The 18674-nt window shown below is 42.9% G+C and carries 18 protein-coding genes; 3 read left to right on the plus strand and 15 right to left on the minus strand.

Going from position 1 to position 18674, the window contains the following annotated elements; translation table 11 throughout:
• Nucleotides 1–3: 3 nt before the first annotated feature.
• Complete coding sequence (locus DK415_RS02300; protein ID WP_109432278.1) at nucleotides 4–447, plus strand: ClpXP protease specificity-enhancing factor; 444 nt, start codon at nucleotides 4–6, stop codon at nucleotides 445–447.
• Between the two features lie 160 nt (nucleotides 448–607).
• Here DK415_RS02300 and asnS read toward each other — a convergent pair whose 3' ends face one another.
• Nucleotides 608–2011 carry an asparagine--tRNA ligase gene (gene asnS / locus DK415_RS02305; protein ID WP_109432279.1) on the minus strand — a complete coding sequence of 468 codons (1404 nt, stop codon included), beginning with the start codon at nucleotides 2009–2011 and terminating at the stop codon, nucleotides 608–610.
• Nucleotides 2012–2210: 199 nt separating this feature from the next.
• Between asnS and DK415_RS02310 the strand changes: the two genes are divergently transcribed.
• Nucleotides 2211–3410: an ROK family protein gene (locus tag DK415_RS02310; protein ID WP_109432280.1), complete on the plus strand. Its 1200-nt coding sequence runs from the start codon at nucleotides 2211–2213 to the stop codon at nucleotides 3408–3410.
• A gap of 103 nt (nucleotides 3411–3513) precedes the next feature.
• Nucleotides 3514–4242 carry a dethiobiotin synthase gene (bioD, locus tag DK415_RS02315; protein ID WP_109432281.1) on the plus strand — a complete coding sequence of 243 codons (729 nt, stop codon included), beginning with the start codon at nucleotides 3514–3516 and terminating at the stop codon, nucleotides 4240–4242.
• Between the two features lie 132 nt (nucleotides 4243–4374).
• Here bioD and pyk read toward each other — a convergent pair whose 3' ends face one another.
• From pyk to hybA, 14 genes are all read right to left on the minus strand, one after another.
• A complete protein-coding gene (gene pyk / locus DK415_RS02320; RefSeq protein WP_109432282.1) occupies nucleotides 4375–5814 on the minus strand; it encodes a pyruvate kinase in 1440 nt (479 codons plus the stop codon).
• Nucleotides 5815–6231: 417 nt separating this feature from the next.
• The gene (trpA, locus tag DK415_RS02325; RefSeq protein ID WP_109432283.1) at nucleotides 6232–7038 is read right to left on the minus strand and encodes a tryptophan synthase subunit alpha; all 807 of its coding nucleotides are present in this window, start codon (nucleotides 7036–7038) and stop codon (nucleotides 6232–6234) included.
• Complete coding sequence (trpB, locus tag DK415_RS02330; RefSeq protein ID WP_109432284.1) at nucleotides 7035–8234, minus strand: tryptophan synthase subunit beta; 1200 nt, start codon at nucleotides 8232–8234, stop codon at nucleotides 7035–7037. The genes trpA and trpB overlap by 4 nt, the downstream gene beginning before the upstream one ends.
• Nucleotides 8235–8250: 16 nt before the next feature.
• Nucleotides 8251–9006: an SDR family oxidoreductase gene (locus tag DK415_RS02335; protein ID WP_109432285.1), complete on the minus strand. Its 756-nt coding sequence runs from the start codon at nucleotides 9004–9006 to the stop codon at nucleotides 8251–8253.
• Nucleotides 9007–9266: 260 nt separating this feature from the next.
• A complete protein-coding gene (locus tag DK415_RS02340; protein WP_109432286.1) occupies nucleotides 9267–10571 on the minus strand; it encodes a sodium ion-translocating decarboxylase subunit beta in 1305 nt (434 codons plus the stop codon).
• A 10-nt stretch (nucleotides 10572–10581) separates the two neighbouring features.
• Nucleotides 10582–12378, minus strand: coding sequence for a sodium-extruding oxaloacetate decarboxylase subunit alpha (oadA, locus tag DK415_RS02345; protein WP_109432287.1), 1797 nt, complete (start codon nucleotides 12376–12378; stop codon nucleotides 10582–10584).
• A gap of 16 nt (nucleotides 12379–12394) precedes the next feature.
• Nucleotides 12395–12661, minus strand: a complete 267-nt coding sequence (locus DK415_RS02350; RefSeq protein ID WP_048750401.1) for an oxaloacetate decarboxylase subunit gamma — start codon at nucleotides 12659–12661, stop codon at nucleotides 12395–12397.
• Nucleotides 12662–12880: 219 nt separating this feature from the next.
• Complete coding sequence (locus DK415_RS02355; protein ID WP_478209548.1) at nucleotides 12881–13150, minus strand: YgjV family protein; 270 nt, start codon at nucleotides 13148–13150, stop codon at nucleotides 12881–12883.
• Nucleotides 13151–13269: 119 nt separating this feature from the next.
• The gene (hybG, locus tag DK415_RS02360) at nucleotides 13270–13545 is read right to left on the minus strand and encodes a hydrogenase maturation factor HybG (RefSeq protein ID WP_006718278.1); all 276 of its coding nucleotides are present in this window, start codon (nucleotides 13543–13545) and stop codon (nucleotides 13270–13272) included.
• 30 nt (nucleotides 13546–13575) lie between these two features.
• Nucleotides 13576–14085 carry a hydrogenase-2 assembly chaperone gene (hybE, locus tag DK415_RS02365; protein WP_109432288.1) on the minus strand — a complete coding sequence of 170 codons (510 nt, stop codon included), beginning with the start codon at nucleotides 14083–14085 and terminating at the stop codon, nucleotides 13576–13578.
• A 140-nt stretch (nucleotides 14086–14225) separates the two neighbouring features.
• On the minus strand, nucleotides 14226–14705 hold the full coding sequence (locus DK415_RS02370) for a HyaD/HybD family hydrogenase maturation endopeptidase (protein WP_109432289.1): 480 nt from the start codon (nucleotides 14703–14705) through the stop codon (nucleotides 14226–14228).
• A complete protein-coding gene (gene hybC, locus DK415_RS02375) occupies nucleotides 14705–16414 on the minus strand; it encodes a hydrogenase 2 large subunit (RefSeq protein ID WP_109432290.1) in 1710 nt (569 codons plus the stop codon). Before hybC ends, DK415_RS02370 begins: the two co-directional genes overlap by 1 nt.
• On the minus strand, nucleotides 16414–17640 hold the full coding sequence (hybB, locus tag DK415_RS02380) for a Ni/Fe-hydrogenase cytochrome b subunit (RefSeq protein ID WP_109432291.1): 1227 nt from the start codon (nucleotides 17638–17640) through the stop codon (nucleotides 16414–16416). Before hybB ends, hybC begins: the two co-directional genes overlap by 1 nt.
• Nucleotides 17633–18673 carry a hydrogenase 2 operon protein HybA gene (gene hybA / locus DK415_RS02385; RefSeq protein WP_109432292.1) on the minus strand — a complete coding sequence of 347 codons (1041 nt, stop codon included), beginning with the start codon at nucleotides 18671–18673 and terminating at the stop codon, nucleotides 17633–17635. Before hybA ends, hybB begins: the two co-directional genes overlap by 8 nt.
• Nucleotide 18674: the final 1 nt, after the last annotated feature.

An 18674-nucleotide genomic window follows, 5' to 3' on the forward strand; every position in this document is an offset into this window, starting at 1 on the left:
TTAATGGAATATAAATCATCCCCGAAACGTCCTTATTTATTAAAGGCTTATTACGATTGGTTGGTCGATAATGATTTCACTCCATATTTGGTGGTAGATGCCACTTATTGGGGGGTGAAAGTACCGGTTGAATATGTAAAAGATGGACAAATTGTGTTGAACTTGTCTGCTAATGCCACCGGAAATTTACAGTTAACCAATGATTTTATTCAATTCAATGCCCGTTTTCGTGGCGTGCCACAGGATATTTACATTCCAATGGGGGCAGCATTAGCAATTTATGCGCGTGAGAATGGCGATGGCGTGATGTTTGAGCCGGAAGAAGCTTATGATGATCATCCGGCGCAGGCAGAAGAACAACCAATTGGGTTTGATAAAGCTGTCGATAAAACGGATAGACCGAAAAAGGCGGAGAAATCTACATCTCACTTACGCATTGTGAAATAGTTGCTCGATCATCAGATTAAAAAACACAGAAAAAAGATACCGCACTTAGGTATCTTTTTTGTTATTCAAAGCATCAAAAGTGCGGTCAATTTTAAATGTGTTTTTTGTAAGCATAAAAAATCGCCTTGTTTTTAACAAGGTGATTCTGTGTGTCATTAAATTAGAAGTTTGCGTTGCGTGGTGCTCGCGGGAATGGAATTACATCACGAATGTTTTGTAAACCGGTAACATAAACAATCAAACGTTCAAAACCTAAACCAAAGCCGGAGTGTGGTACGGTGCCATAACGGCGTAAATCGCGGTACCACCAATAATCTTCAGGGTTTAAGCCCATTTCTGCCATACGTTTATCCAGCACATCTAAACGTTCTTCACGCTGTGAACCACCGATAATTTCACCGATTCCCGGTGCTAACACGTCCATTGCAGCAACGGTTTTTCCGTCATCGTTTAAACGCATATAGAAGGCTTTGATATCTTTCGGATAGTTTTTCACCACCACAGGCGATTTGAAATATTCTTCCGCTAAATAGCGTTCATGTTCGGAAGAAAGGTCGATTCCCCAAGAAACCGGGAATTCAAAAGTTTTTCCGGATTTCAATAAAATCTCAATCGCATCGGTGTAATCTACTTGGGCGAAATCGGAATGAATGAAACGTTCCAAACGATTAATGACATCACCATCAACATGTTTAGCAAAGAACTCCAAATCATCACGACGCTCAGTTAACACCGCACGGAAAACATATTTCAACATATCTTCAGCAAGTTTTGCGTTGTCTGCGAGCGTTGCGAAAGCCACTTCCGGTTCAATCATCCAGAATTCTGCTAAGTGACGAGTTGTATTGGAGTTTTCAGCACGAAACGTTGGGCCAAAGGTATAGATTTTACTTAATGCACAAGCGTAAGTTTCACCATTTAATTGACCTGAAACGGTAAGAAAGGATTCTTTACCGAAGAAATCTTGACTAAAATCCACCGCACCTTTGTCTGTACGCGGTAAGTTTTCTAAATCTAAGGTAGAAACGCGGAACATTTCACCCGCACCTTCCGTGTCGGAAGCAGTGATTAATGGCGTAGCAACCCAATAAAAACCTTGTTCATGGAAGAAACGATGAATTGCTTGTGCTAAACAGTGACGCACACGGGCAACGGCACCGATGATATTGGTACGAGGACGTAAATGAGCGACTTCGCGTAAATATTCAATGGAATGACGTTTTGCTGCCATTGGATAGGTTTCCGGATCTTCGACCCAACCGGTGACTTCGACACTTTCTGCTTGTAATTCGACCGCTTGACCTTCTGCCGGGGATTCTACAACAGTACCGGTGACAATTACGGAACAACCGGCTGTTAAGTGTAATACTTCAGATTCATAGTTGACGATATCATTATTTACGATAGCTTGAATAGGAGCAAAGCAAGAACCGTCATAAACGGCGAGAAAGGATAGGCCTGCTTTGGAATCGCGACGAGTACGCACCCAACCGCGTACAGTTACTTTTTCGCCAATTGCAATTTTGCCTTGTAGTACATCTACAATTGATGCAATTTTTGTCATATATACCTCAGAATTAATGCATTTTTAGAAACCGCGTTAGTTTACCTCAAGTTCGAAAATTTTCAAAAATCTATCCGGTACTTTTTATTTTTGTGACAGGAGGCACAGATTTAAAGCAAATTTCTTGAGTAAAAAGTGCTAACTGGTATAACTATGTTCGTCAAATTGATGATTAAAATAATAAATATGGACGTATTTAATGAAGAAGGAAGAAAAAACACCCTCACGCCTAATTCAATTAGGCAGAATTTACCGTTTAATTGAACAATTTGAAGAAATTTCCCGTATTGAACTTTCAAAACTTTCTGGATTTGCTCCTGCGACGATTACTTCTCTTACTCGCGATCTCATAGAAAAGCATTTAATTATGGAAAAAACAGTGCGCAACACGGATAACCCTGGGCGACCTGCTATTGCTTTGTGTGTCTCTCCACTTTATTGGCAGTCTTTATGTGCGACATTGACGGAAGATCGTTTTGAAATCACGCTGAGTGAGCTTGATGGCGTTATCATTAAACAAAAAACTTTCCCCTTATCAACAAATAAATTGTCAACGCTCGATGAATTTTTAGTCAATAGTATTGAACAATTTCTTAATAAAACAAAAGCATTATCAAATTTAATTACATTTTCAGTCGCTGTCGGAGGGAAATTGGATAGAGACGGAAATCTAATGAAATTAGGGAACCAGAGATTTAATCAATTAAACCTTAGAACGTTATTTTCGCCTTATTTTGATGTGCCGATTTTAATTGCAGAATATTTTAACACTTGGTTATTGGCAGAATTTACATTGGGTAATGCAATTAACTGTGATGATGCGTTATTTATTCAATTGGATGATGAGGTTAATTTTAACGTATTGTCAGAAGGGAATATTTTATTTAATCGAGAGCATGAGCGAATTAATATTAATCACTTAGTCGTTCCTCGATTAAATGAGTTACAAGCCCTAATTAATCGTGATTTACCGGAAGTAGAGCGTTATCAAGTACAACATCAGATTACCCACCGGGCAATTATTCAGCTCATTGATTTGCTGTATCCGAATAATCATTTTTCCACAAATGCTGAAAAAATTAAGTTCTTGTGTAGAAATATTATCCAACAAGAGAAGACGGCATTACGAATTTTGGATCATTTAACGGATTGTTTAGCCTATATTTTGATGAATCTCCTTCATATTTTCTCTGCAGAGAAGATCATGCTCAACTCTAGTATGTTAATTGTTAAAGATGTTTTACTTGAAGAACTCAATCAAAAACTCACAACTTATTTTTCTCATAGAAAGGTTGCAGAAGTTGTGATGGGGAAATATGAATGGAATAGTCCGGTCGTCGCTGCTGCCGCAATTAAGCAAGGAATTTATGACGGAGCTTTGTTAACCAGTTTGGAATAACAGGAATAAATTGTAAATAAATTCAGCAAATTTGTTTTAGCTCAATACTACTCATTATAAATTCTCTTAGAATTCTGAAAATCATATGAAAAAGGGGATATTAATGAGTAGTTTTTTTGTCACCGGAACTGACACAAATGTAGGGAAAACTGTGGTAAGTCGGGCAATTATGCAGGCCTTACAAAAAGCGGGTGTGCAGGTCGTCGGCTATAAACCTATTGCATTTGGTCAGGATGAAATGATTTATCCGCGACATAATTTATCTGAAAATAGCGACTATGACACGAAAGATAATCCTGATGTATTAACGTTAATGGCGAGTACAGAAGAAAAAGTTAGTTATGAAGAAGTGAATAGCTATACGTTTTTACACACGATACCTATCTTAACAGAGGACAGTAAGCGGGTTCATATTGAAAAATTAAATAAAGACTTGGCTCATTTACGTGACAAGTATCAATCAGTTGTTGTTGAAGGTTCTTTTGGGTGGTTAACACCGATTAATAAAGATTACAGCTTTGCCGATTGGGTTGCAGAGCATCATATGCCGGTTGTGTTGGTTGTTGGGATTAAAGAAGGTTGTATCAACCATGCTTTATTAACAGTGCAATCGATTATTGATAAAGGATTGCCGTTGTTGGGGTGGGTAGCTAATCGAATTAACCCTGGATTAGGGCATTACGCAGAAGTGATCGAAACCTTGAAACAAAAAATTGATGCCCCGTTACTGGGAGAGGTTTCTTATGTTCACAAACCGGAAGAGCAAGACTTAAGTCGTTTTATTACTAACGTAGATCGTTTAACTTATATGAAAACCGAGTTGGTTGCTTAATGCAGTAGAATAAAGTGCGGTCAGGAAATAAGGTATTTTTAGTGAGATAAGATTTTCTTCACGATAAAGACAACATAATTAATATAAAAAAGGCTTAGAAATACTTCTAAGCCTTTTGTTTTATACAATCAATTATTCAACGGTCAGAATACGGCAAGTGTTTGTACCACTTTCGCTAAATTCAGCCCCTTGAGTTAATAACACGATATCACCGGCCATTAAGAAACCTTTGTCTTTTAGCACGCTAATTGCTTTTTGAGCACCTTCCATTGTACGGCTAACATCATTGTAAAAGACCGGAGTTACACCGCGATATAATGCGCACAAGTTTAATGTTTTTTGGTTACGTGATAAGGCAAAAATCGGTAAACCGGAACTAATACGGGACATTAATAACGGTGTACGGCCACTGCTACTCATCGCAATAATGGCGCTGACGCCTTTCATATGGTTGGCTGCAAACATGGTTGACATGGCAATGGTTTCTTCGATGTCGTCAAATTCAACATTCATACGGTGATGAGAAACGCTTGCACCCGGCATTTTTTCTGCGCCTAAACAAACTTTTGCCATTGTCGCAACAGTTTCAGCCGGGTATTGACCTGCAGCCGTTTCAGCAGAAAGCATGACCGCATCAGTACCATCCAATACCGCATTCGCCACGTCCATGACTTCCGCACGGGTTGGCATAGGGTTGCTGATCATGGATTCCATCATTTGTGTTGCAGTAATTACCACACGGTTTAATTGACGGGAACGACGAATTAATTTCTTTTGAACCGCTACTAATTCCGGATCACCGATTTCAACACCGAGGTCACCACGGGCAACCATGATGACATCAGCAGCTAAAATGATGTCATCCATCGCTTCGTTAGATTCTACGGTTTCAGCACGTTCTACTTTAGCAACGATTTTGGCCTCTAAACCGGCATCTTTCGCTAATTGACGAGCATAGTTCAAATCTGCACTGGAGCGTGGGAAAGATACTGCAAGGTAATCTACACCGATACGCGCTGCTGTAATGATGTCCGCTTTATCTTTCTCTGTTAATGCGTCAGCAGACAAGCCACCGCCTAATTTGTTGATCCCTTTGTTATTTGATAATGGGCCACCAACAGTAACTTCCGTGAAGACTTTTGCATTTTCGGTAGATAACACTTTTAATTGAACGCGACCGTCATCCAATAAGAGGATATCGCCTGGAACCACATCTTGCGGTAAAGTTTTGTAATCTAAGCCAACAACTTCTTGTGTGCCTTCACCTTTAGGTAATTCTGCATCTAAGATAAATTTATCACCGACATTTAAGAAAATTTTGCCATCTTTGAATGTAGATACACGAATTTTAGGACCTTGTAAGTCACCTAAAATCGCAACGGTTTTGCCTAGTCTTTTTGCGATTTCACGAACACGTTCTGCACGACCAATATGATCTTCCGGTGTACCGTGAGAAAAATTCATACGCACTACGTTCGCACCAGCGGCAATAATTTTTTCTAAATTGTTACCGCGGTCTGTGGAAGGTCCCATAGTACATACAATTTTTGTTCTTCTTAACTTTCTAGACATTACATTCTCCATAACTATTTGTATTATAAAAACTTTAATTTTTGCGTAACTTTATATCAATGATGCTTAAAAAAACTGGGCGACATTATACGCCTAAAATAAAATTAGATCGAGATCACATTTTAGGAAAAAGTCCTTGCTATTTGTGAGGTCCCAAGAAAATCCTTTAGAGATAATTGGTTACAGTTTATACATTAAAAGTTCGGTAAAAAATTTAGGTATTTTAGTAAAATGATGTTGTCGTTTCTTCCGTGCATAAAATTCATGTTCAGATAAGAATAGAAAATCTTGTCTTCTGAAGTGGTGCATTAGGTGAGGGATTGAGATGCTGATTAAGCTTGAGATTGGAGAAAAAAAGAAACATTTTTTGACCGCACTTTATTGTTTTTTTTTTCAAAAGTGCGGTCATTTTTTCCGTTATTTCGTAGCGGCTTTCATGTTGCGAACAAACTCAGCGAGTTCCGTTAAACATTGAGTGTGATTTTCTAAATTTCGCTCAATGATTTTTACGGTTGCCGAACCGGAAATCGCGCCGGCTGCGCCGAGTTGAAGTGCTTCTTTTACTTGCGCCAGTTGGGCAATGCCGAAACCTTGTAGAATAGGCGGAGCATGGTGAGCGTTGAGTTGCTCTACAAGGGTATCTAAGTTAGCTGCATGAACTTGGTTTTCTGCGCTGGTCACGCCAGCACGAGAGACCAAATACGTATAACCTTTACTGCTTTCAGCCACACCTTGAATCGTTTTTTCATCCGCATTTGGCGGGCAAATAAAGACGGGTTGAACACCGTTTTTTTTGGCTGCTTTGACATAGTCTTCTTTTGCCAATAATGGAATATCCGCCACTAAAACGGCATCCACACCGACTTCCGCACAACGTTGATAAAAATTATCCAAGCCTTTTGCAAAAATTAAATTCGCGCAAAGTAATAGGCTGATGGGAATCTCCGGGTATTTTGACCGCACTTTGGCAAGCAATTTAAAGCTGTCTTCTGTGCTATGCCCAGCGTTGAGAGCACGATTATTGGCTGCCTGAATAACAGGACCGTCCAATAACGGATCAGAAAACGGGAAGCCCAATTCCAATGCGTCCGCACCGTTATCGACGAGGGTACAAATAATTTCAAAAGAGCGGTCAAATGTCGGATCACATAAGGTAACGAAAGGAACGAATGCGCCTTCCTTTTTTGCGTGTAATCGGGAAAAGGTCGATTCAAAACGGCTCATAATTGCATTCCTTTTTCATTTAAAATTTTATCTACGGTAAAAATGTCTTTATCCCCACGACCGGATAAATTCACCACTAAAATTTGTGCTTTATTCGGTTCTTGATGAATCATTTTTAGCGCGTGCGCCAACGCGTGAGAGCTTTCTAATGCAGGAATAATGCCTTCATATTTTGCCAGTGCTTGGAACGCATTTAGGGCTTCATCATCGGTAATGCTTGGGTATTCCGCGCGCCCAATGCTTTGCAAATAGGCGTGTTGCGGGCCGACAGAAGGGAAGTCCAGCCCGGCAGAAATGGAGTAGGATTCTTCCACTTGGCCGTCTTCGGTTTGCATGAGCGGCGATTTCATGCCGAAATAAATGCCGACTTTCGCATGGCCTAACGGTGCACCGTGTTCACCGCTTTCAATACCGTGACCGGCGGGTTCTACCCCAATTAAACGTACATTCGGTTCATCAATGAAATCCGTAAACATACCAATAGCGTTTGATCCGCCACCTACCGCAGCAATCACCGCATCAGGCAAACGGCCTTCTTTTTCTAAGATTTGACGTTTGGTTTCTTCGCCAATCATTTTTTGGAATTCGCGTACAATGGTTGGGAAGGGGTGAGGACCTGCCGCCGTACCCAATAAATAATGGGTTGTTTCATAGTTTGCCGACCAATCACGCATGGCTTCACAGCACGCATCTTTTAAGGAGCAAGAGCCTTTTTGCACCGGCACCACTTCAGCACCCATTAAGCGCATACGGAATACATTCGGTGATTGACGTTCCACGTCTTTCGCGCCCATGTAAATGCGGCAAGGCATATCCAACATGGCGCAAGCAAGGGCAGTAGCGACACCGTGCTGACCTGCGCCGGTTTCTGCAATAATACGGGTTTTTCCCATGCGTTTTGCCAGTAAAATCTGACCTAGTACTTGGTTGGTTTTGTGGGCACCGCCGTGGAGCAAATCTTCCCGTTTTAAATAAATTTTGGCTTTCGTGCCTTTGGTTAAGTTACGGCAAAGTGTAAGTGCGGTCGGTCTGCCGGCATAATTTTTCAGTAAATCCTGAAATTCACGTTGAAATTCCGGATCATGTTGCGCTTCAACAAATGCTTTTTCTAATTGTTGAAGCACAGGCACTAAAATTTCCGGCACATACATTCCGCCAAACTCCCCAAAATAAGGGTTTAAAATCGTGTCTGACATGTAGTTTCCTTTTTTGTTAGCCATTTCTTGCCACATTTAATGGCGCGAAAGTTTGCGCCGTCGGCATCACTTCAATTCGATTAATATTCACGTGTTCCGGTTGTTGATTGAGCCATAACACGATATTGGCGATATCCTGTGCAGTGACATATTGGACGTTCTCATACACTTTATCTGCGCGGGCGTCATCGCCTTTAAAACGTACGTTAGAAAATTCCGTACCGCCACATAATCCCGGTTCTACATTGGAAACACGCACATTGGTGCCAGCCAAATCTGCGCGGAGGTTTAAACTGAATTGTTTCACGAAGGCTTTTGTGCCGCCGTAAACGTTGCCACCCGGATAGGCATAATTGCCGGCAATTGAGCCTAAATTGATGATATGCCCTTGATTACGCGCCACCATTTGCGGCAAAACTAAGCGGGTTACGGTGACCAAACCTTTCACGTTGGTATCGATCATTTTTTCCCAATCGTCTAAATCGGCTTTATCTGCGCTTTCTAAGCCAAGGGCAAGGCCTGCGTTATTCACTAATAAATCGATGGCTTGTAATTCTGTCGGCAGCGTTTTGAATGCATTTTCAGTCGCTTGACGATCCGAAATATCGAATGCAAGAGGAAAGAATTGGCTGCCGTATTCTTGTTCTAATTGCGCTAAACGTTCTTGTCTTCTTCCTGTACCAATCACTAAATAGCCCGCTTTCAATAACGTGTGACAAATGGCGTTTCCAAAACCGGCGGTGGCGCCTGTCACCAATGCAATTTTTGTCATGTTCATTTCTCCTTGTTGTGGAATTGGCGTACGGAAAAATTCATTTAGAAAAATGACCGCACTTTCTATAATGAACAATATACTACTACACTAGTACGTAAAAGTATAGGGAATTGATGAAGAAATTTAAAAGAGAGTAAAGAAAAGTGCGGTTGTTTTTTGCAATGAATTGATGGGAAATAAAAAAGCACGCTTCGGAATCGCGTGCTTTTTTATTTGAAATGAATAAAAGTGCGGTGCTTTTTCACCGTGTTTTTAAGCTACATCATGGCACCCACATATTTCAGCATTACCCCGGCGGCGATAGCGGAACCAATCACACCGGCAACGTTCGGTCCCATGGCATGCATGAGTAGGAAGTTTTGGTTGTCTGCTTCCAGACCGATTTTGTTAGAAACCCGTGCAGCCATTGGTACGGCAGACACACCGGCAGAGCCGATGAGTGGGTTAATTTTGTTTTTGCTGAATTTGTTCATCAATTTCGCCATTAATACACCGCTGCCGGTACCGATCCCGAAGGCAATCACGCCAAGAATTAAAATACCCAAGGTTTGCGGTTGTAGGAATTTATCGGCAATCAGTTTGGAACCTACAGACAAGCCAAGCACGATGGTCACAATGTTAATCAAGGCGTTTTGCGTGGTATCGCTTAAACGTTCTACTACACCACTGACGCGCATGAGGTTACCGAAACAGAACATCCCAAGCAATGGGGCGGCATCCGGTAAAAGCAAACCAACGAGCAACAGCAAAATCACTGGGAATAACACTTTTTCACGATTGCTCACATGACGCATTTGTGTCATGCGGATCTTGCGTTCTTCTTCCGTGGTTAAGGCTTTCATGATCGGTGGCTGAATCAATGGCACTAACGCCATGTAGGAATAAGCCGCCACAGCAATGGCACCAAGCAATTCCGGCGCGAGTTTACTGGTGAGGTAAATCGCGGTTGGGCCGTCTGCACCACCGATAATACCGATGGATGCCGCTTGTGGGAGCGTGAATTCGATAATACCGAAATAGTTCAATGCCAATGCACCGAGTACAGTCGCAAAAATACCGAACTGTGCCGCTGCACCAAGTAGTAACGTTTTCGGATTTGCCAATAACGGGCCGAAGTCTGTCATCGCGCCTACGCCCATGAAAATCACTAACGGCGCAATGCCATAACCGATAGCGACTTTATAGAATAAAGCCAAGATCCCCGCGCTGTAGCCCATGTCCATCGACAAGGCTTCCAGTTGATTTACGGTAGAGCCGGAAGCCGTGGCGAGGGCGTTTTTAATCAGTGCAGGATCAGAGGCTACGCCTAATTTCGCAGCAATCACAGCAATTTGCTCCGGTGAGCCGAGATGAAGCAAATTCTCCAATGCGGTCATGGCAAGACCGGCTTCGGGAATGTTTGATAACAATCCACCAAAGCCGATAGGCAATAACAGCAATGGCTCAAACTTGCGTGCGATGGCAAGCCACAAGAGGAGCAAGCTGATAGCGATCATCACCGCTTGACCCCATTGCAAATGGAACAGTCCCATACCCTGAATTAATGCAATAATGCTATCCATAGGTAACTCCTTAGACGAGGTTCATAACGGTATCACCCACCGCGACGGCATCGCCGGCTTTGACACAAATACCACGCACGGTACCGGCTTGTGCCGCTTTGACTTCTGTTTCCATTTTCATGGCTTCAAGAATGAATAACACATCACCTGCCGCGACAGTTTGACCTTCTGTTGCCACCACTTTCCAAATGTTACCCGCCATTGGCGCCGTTACCGGTGTACCACTGCTGGTTGGCGCTGGTGCCGGTGCGGCTTGTGGCGCAGCTTGTGGAGTTGTTGTGGCTACGTGTGAAATGTCGCCGCCTTCACTGACTTTCACCACAAAGGCTTTGCCTTCTAATTCCACAGTATAAACGGCGGAGCCAGACGCTGCTGGTGCAGCTTTAGAAACAGGTTTATTTTCTACCGCACTTTCATTGCCGGTTGGCGCCGGTTCAAAGGCAGCCGGATTGTTGCGGTTTTCTAAGAATTTCCACGCGATTTGTGGGAAGAGCGCCACGATTAATGCATCGTCCACGGCATTGTCTGCTAACTTCACGCCTTTCGCCTTGGCTTGTTCAGCTACTTCCGCTTCAATTTTCGCCATTTCAGGGGCGATGTGATCAGCCGGACGGTCAGTTACCGGTGCCGCACCTTCCAATACACGAGCTTGTAATGTGCTATCTACCGGTGCAGGCGTTTTGCCGTATTCACCTTTTAAAATACCTGCGGTTTCTTTGGCGATGGTTTTGTAACGTTCGCCTGTGAGCACGTTAATAACAGATTGTGTGCCGACGATTTGAGAGGTTGGCGTCACAAGCGGAATGTAACCCAAGTCTTTGCGTACGCGTGGGATTTCTTCTAAAACCAAATCTAATTTATCGGAAGCGTTTTGTTGTTTTAATTGATTTTCTAAGTTGGTAAGCATGCCACCCGGCACTTGTGCGACTAAAATACGGCTATCTACGCCACGTAGCTGACCTTCAAATTTTGCATATTTTTTACGCACATTACGGAAATAGGCAGCGATTTTTTCCAAACGCGGAATATCCAAACCAGTGTCATATTCAGTGCCTTGTAAGGTCGCGACCATGGATTCTGTTGCAGGGTGGCCGTAGGTGCCGGACATAGAGGAAATTGCAGTATCAATACCATCTACGCCAGCTTCAATGGCTTTTAACAGCGCCATTTCTGCCATACCGGTAGTGGAGTGGCAGTGTAAATGCAATTCGACGTCGAAACGTTTTTTGATTTCGCGCACTAAGTCTGCGGCTGCCATTGGGTTTAAAATACCGGACATATCTTTGATAACTAAGCTGTCGATACCGATTTCAAGTAATTGTTCGGTGGTATCAAGCCAGGTTTGCATGGTGTGTACCGGGCTGGTGGTGTAACTTAATGTCCCTTGTGCATGACCGCCGAATTTACGCACGGCTTGCAATGCCGCTTTCATATTACGTGGGTCGTTGAGCGCATCAAATACGCGGAACACATCCATACCGTTCGCCACACAACGTTCGACGAAACGTTCTACCACATCATCGGCATAGTGGCGATAACCTAAGAGGTTTTGACCACGTAACAGCATTTGTAACGGGGTTTTCGGACAGGCTTTTTTCAATTCACGCAAACGTACCCACGGATCCTCCCCTAAAAAACGAATACAACTGTCAAAGGTTGCACCGCCCCAAGCTTCCAACGACCAATAGCCGATATTGTCTAATTCTTGAGCGATTGGCAACATGTCATCAAGACGTAAACGGGTCGCGAAAAGCGATTGGTGAGCATCACGGAGCACCAGTTCGGTCATTTTAATTTTTTTAGTCATAGTAAAATCCTTATTTTTATTTGAACTGTTGGGTACGGCGATGGTGCGCGATAGCCGCTGCAATTACAGGGCGCAAACGCTCAAAATCGTCAGTAGGTGCCGCAGAAAGTGCGGTGGAATTTGAAGGCGTTTTTGGCGAGGGTTGAGGCTCAGGAAAATATTTATTTATCAGCTTTGACATTAGCCCGATTGCCCAAATCAAAATGAGCAAAAAGACCAATACAAAACCCATCCCTGAAAACATCAGATTAATTCCCTCACCGAAAAGTTCTGCCGAAGTCATTAGTCGTATCCTTATATTTAATATGGGATTTTTATTCTACCCAAGTCATTTTCACAAAACCGTGATTGAGATCATAAATTGAGTGAAATGGGGGAGGAGTGAGGAAAAAAGTGCGGTGCTTTTTAAGGGAAGTTTAGGCTTATCTAAAAATAAAAATGCGTACCCTATGACAAATTTAATAACTCATGAGCACGCATTTGAAGAGAAGTTCTATTGTGACTATTTCACACTCACTACTGTGCTTTTATTTCTTAAGCGCCATAATTGATAAACGTTCACTAAAACCAAGAAAATGTTCAATAACGCTACGGGATAGGAGCCTTTTAAAAGACCATAGATTACAAATAAAATTGCACCGATGCAGTTAACAGTTCTCAAAGAAACGATAGATTTAAATAAAAATGATGCTGCCACAAAGAATGTTGCGACATAGCCTAAAAGCTCAATAGAATCGATTTCGAACATGAATGCCTCCAGGGAGTTAGCTATAAAATGCTGGAATAATATTGCAAATAAGCAGATCTTGCAAACAAAGCACTGAAAGATGAAAATAAAAAGCAAGCTAAAAGCCTGCTTTTCTTCAAATTATTGCCATTCAATATCTCGCGTTACTGCTGATTCAAACCCAAAAAATCGCCTACTTCATGTTCCAGCTGGCTCATGGCAAGCAGGGCTTCCTGGGTTTGTTTGGCTTCTTCTTCATCAATGATGCTCATCGCGAAACCAACGTGGACGAGAACCCATTTGCCAAGCAGAGGTTTGGGGTCATCGCTGCATATAAGGGAAATATTCACATCACGTTGCACACCGCAAACATCCACGGTGGCAAGTTGTAATGCGCTGTCGCCGATTTTTACAATTTGACCGGGCACACCTAAACACATAATTCATTTACTCCGATTAAAAATTTGCGCTTATTTTACCATTGCTTTAAATAAATTGCGGCGATCTGGATCAAACGTCGTTTGTTTGGTCGGCATGGATAAAATCATGCGTAGGCAATCCTGTGTCAGTTGGATGGCTTGTTCGCTGGTAAGATTCGGATCAAGTGGGGAATGCAAGGAACAGCTTAAATATTGCGGTACGGTTTCAACGCCACTGACCGTGAAAGTAAGGGCTTTGTAAGGCAGTTGAACGGTGATTTTGTCGCCCAATTCTCGCGGTTCCCACGTTTGTTGCGGGCCAGGCAGAATAACGACGCTAATCATCCATGGAGTTAACACTGAGCCGACCCATTGCCCTTCAAATAAAACGAATTTTGGGCAGAAACATTCAATATTGTGATGAAAGAAGGGGAGATCTTGCATTTCAGGAACAATTTTTTGCATTTCAGCAAGAAAAAGATCCGTTGGGTTTTCATCAAAGCCGGTAACAGAGGTTAAAAGTGCGGTGGCATTTTCAGGAGTTTTTTCGTGTCGGTACATGGTTATTTATCAATATTAATAAGATTAAAGAATAGTAGGCGAAAGCTTAAAGAAAATTCCCCTCTTTTCTAAAGAGGGGGTTAGGGGAGATTTAACTCTTGCCTCTATTAATTAAGTCAAATCTCCCCCAGCCCTCTTTTCTAAAGAGGGGAGTCCAGATTCAAACCATACTCATCAATCACTTGATTCAAGGTTACAAAAACATTTGCTAATGCTTTTTGTATCGTTTCCGTTAATCCAATGCCGGCTTCTAATGATTCCGGTTGGATACCGATGAGACAAAGATTTTGTGGAAATTCATCCGTCAGTTTGAGAGCGGAAAGGACATCACAAATACCCAGTTGATGTGGTGAGATTTTGCGTGAGAAAAACGTCGGCACTTGTTCGTCGTGTAATACGATAATCTCACCCGGTTGCTTATTGGCAAGCACGGCATCGATGATAATCAAATGCTCGCGCTTTGCCATGATTTCCAGCAACTCCATGCCACAAGTGCCACCGTCGATGATGTCAAAGTGCGGTTGAATTTCAGGGCGTTTTTCAAGTTCCTGCGCAACACGTACCCCCACGCCCTCATCACTTAATAAAATGTTTCCGACACCTAGAATCAACGGCTTCATTACAGCACCTTAACTTCGGTCACTTCACCATTTTCTGTGTTAACCACATGTACGGCACATGACATACAAGGGTCGAAGGAGTGAATGGTTCTCACCACTTCTAACGGTTTCGTTGGATCTGCCACCGGCGTACCAATAATGGAAAGCTCGTAAGGCCCCATTTGGTCTTGCTCGTTACGTGGACCGGAGTTCCAAGTAGATGGTACGACAGCTTGATAGTTTTCAATGCGGCCGTCTTTGATCACGACCCAGTGAGAAAGCATACCACGTGGCACTTCACCAAAACCTACACCGCGGAATTCACCGCTTGCCGGAATGTCAGTTTTGATATAAGCGGTAGTATCGCCTTTCGCAATGTTATCAATGAGCATTTGCCATTGCGTACCTAAAACGTCATTTAGCGTACAGCAATGCACGGTACGAGCGATAATACGTCCAAGGGTGGAGTGTAATTGCTCGGTGGCTAACGTGTTGCCGGTTAATTTTTCGTAAATGTCTTTTACTTCGTTAAAATGTTTAACGGTTGGTTTGTCATTGGAGGCTAATCCGCAGATTAAATAGGCGAGAGGGCCTACTTCTACGACTTTGCCGTAGAACGTTGGTGCTTTTACCCAAGAGTATTTACCGTCGTCTTGCCAGCCTGTGTATTTTGGACGGGTTAAACCAGCCCAAGGCTCTAATGGCTCATCGTCTTCATACCAAGCGTGTTTACCGCTTTCTTTAATGCCTTTTACGACAAATTCGTCTTTTTGTTGGTCAATGACACGGATGGTGGATAAATCACCATTTTCTACATAACCACCTTTCAACATGAATTTAGAATTGTCCGCATCAATCGGGTATTCCGGTACGGCTAAGTAGTTGCCGGATGTCTTACCGAGGTCGAACCATTCCGGATAGAAAGCCGCAAATACAGCTGCATCGATTTTATAAACTTGGTTGATAAAGTCGCCTAAGCGATCAATACAGGCTTTCACGAACATGAGGCGTTCATGGTTAAGCACGGCTTGTGAATCCAAATTAATTGGGTTTGCCACACCACCGATAGCCAAGTTTTGAATGTGTGGTGTTTTACTACCGAGCAATGCTACTACACGGTTAGCATCACGTTGACATTCAAGAGCCTGTAAATAGTGCGCCACAGCAATAAGGTTTACTTCCGGTGGCAACTTCATTGCAGCATGACCGAAATAGCCGTTGGCAAAAATACCAAGTTGTCCGCTATCTACTAATGCTTGAATTTTTTTCTGTACATTGCGGAATTCATTGGCACTGTTTAATGACCATGTGGATACACCTTTTAGCATATCAGCCGCTTTTTCCGGATCTGCTTTTAAGGCAGAAGTGATATCTACCCAGTCCATGGCGGAGAGTTGATAGAAATGCACAATATGATCATGAATCGTGTGTGCGGCAAGAATCATGTTACGAATATATTGTGCGTTCACCGGCACTTTAGCGCCGATGGCATCTTCTACGGCACGCACGCTGATAATCGCGTGTACTGTGGTACATACGCCACAGATACGTTGCATAATCATCCATGCATCACGTGGATCGGCACCTTTTACGATATTTTCCATACCGCGCCACATGGTACCGGATGACCAAGCATTGGTGACGACGCCGTTTTCAATTTCGCAATCAATACGTAAATGCCCCTCAATACGGGTAATTGGGTCAATTGAGATACGTTTTTTTTCTGACATTATTCTGCTCCGCTAACTTTTTTGCTGAATGCCGCTTTTTCGGCAATAATTTTTTCTGAGTCTTCGGCATGTTTTTCTTTAAATACCGGCAATACAGGGAATAAACGAATGATTAAGATATAGGCTACAACTTCAATAGAGACGAAGCCGATTGAAATAAGCAATTCTTCCGCTGATGGGAAATATTGATAGCCATTGCCAGGATTATACATGATGAGAGAGTAGTTCATCCGCCATAATGCTGCACCGAGTAACATGCTTAATGCCGAAATAAATAACCAACGGGAATCTGATTTTTTCTCTCCGAGGAAGAGGGTAAGTAACGGTAATACCATCAACCAGACTTCCATCCAGAACATCCATGCTTCAAATTTAGTTAATTTATCGAAACCCACAACCATTTGCAGTTTGTCGTGATAAATCAACTCACCAAAACGCACTGCTAGGAAACAGAAGATCAAACCTGCAGTGACACGCGCTAATTGTGTGAATAAATGACGTTCATCCGGTGTTTTTCCTGCAAGACCCGCTTTAACTAAAGAACCCTCAAAAATCACAATAGAGAAGCCCATAATGAAAGCAGTAAGCAAGGAGAGAATCGGTAACACTTCATAGCTTTGCCATACCGGATGAACTTTGTGTCCCGCTACAATCATCAAGGAACCCATTGAAGATTGGTGCATCATTGGCAATAAGGCACCCAACGCAATAATGAAGAACATGATTTTATTGAGTTTATTAAACCATTTCTTCAAACCAAGGAAACCAAGCCACACCGGTGCAAATTCTAAGGTGACAACAATGATATACACCGTCATACAAAATGCTGTTTCAAACAGCACGGAATTGGTATTGAACTGTCCCGGAACGTAGAAGTAGGGTAAATGCCAATAACGTCCCATATCAATGGTAATGGACAAACCGCCAAGGGAATAGCCGAAGAGACTGGCAAGCAATGCCGGGCGCACAAGAGCGTGATATTTCCCTTTATTGAAAATATACACAGTCCAAGCTAATGCCCAACCGCCACAGGCAAAACCTGTACCGACAAGCAAGTCAAAGGCAATCCATAAACCCCAAGGATAACCGCCATTAAGTGCGGTCACGGAACCGATACCGAAAACCAAACGTTTTAAAATTAATAAAACGCAAAGTACGGCAAGTGGTGCAAAAAAGAGAATTGCGGCAGAAACAAGGCGACCGCCCACCGGACGTGGATTACTCATGATGCTCATCCTCCGCTTCTTCAATTTCCTTGCGTGCCTGACGCATGGCTTCTTTTTGTGCTGCAATACGCTCGGCAATTTTATCGCCATGCATATTTTTGTAAGTCATAAAGGTAAGACCGGCAAGTGCCACTAACGGCAACGCTAAACCACGATACAAGAAATGTTGTAAATGCGCTGCACGACTTCCCGTTGCCACTTCATCTAAAGGTGGTAGGCCAAGATTTTCAAATGGTACTCCACTTAAGGCTAGGACTTGTGTTCCGCCGCCTTCTTTTTCACCGTAAATATGGTATTGATATGCCGGCACGGTAGCGCGGTATTTATCCGTACTATTGACGTGTTGACGCGGGTAATCGTATTCAGTACCGCGTAATAAACTTAAACGGCGTTTGGCCTCCGCCAATAATTCTTCTCTTGTACCGAAAATAATGGCACCCGTTGGGCAAACATGGCAACAACCCGGCAATTCGCCTTTATCTAGGCGTTCAACACCTTTTTGGTTACAGAGTTCACATTTGCTGATTTCACCGAATGGATTGTCATAGTCGTATTTTGGTACATCAAAAGGACAACCTACCATGCAATAACGGCAACCGGTACAAATGTCGGGATCGTATTTCACGATACCTGTTTTTGGATCTTTGGTAAGGGCCTGAACTGGGCAAACCGCAACACAGTTTGGGTCAACGCAATGCATACATTGTTTTTTCACGTAAGCATAGCCATTTTCCGATTGGTCTTTATTTTTACCATCGCCATCGCTCCAAACTTGAATGATGTTGCGGGTAAACGGTGTGAGTTTGTCGTTATTTGACCAAGTCTGATCGCCTTTTGGGTTCACCGGTGTATGGTTCACGTTTTGACATTCAGCCACGCACGCTTGACAACCTACACAAAGGGTAGAGTCGTAAAGCATTCCAAGCGCACCGGGAATAGGCTCAACCGCCTCCGATGCCTGTGCACTCGACACAGGCAAGGTGGAAGCAATTCCGCCAAGCACACCGGCTTTTAGAAATTTTCGTCTATCCATC

The sequence above is a fragment of the Aggregatibacter segnis genome (assembly GCF_003130075.1).
GTDB classification, from domain to species: domain Bacteria; phylum Pseudomonadota; class Gammaproteobacteria; order Enterobacterales; family Pasteurellaceae; genus Aggregatibacter; species Aggregatibacter segnis_A.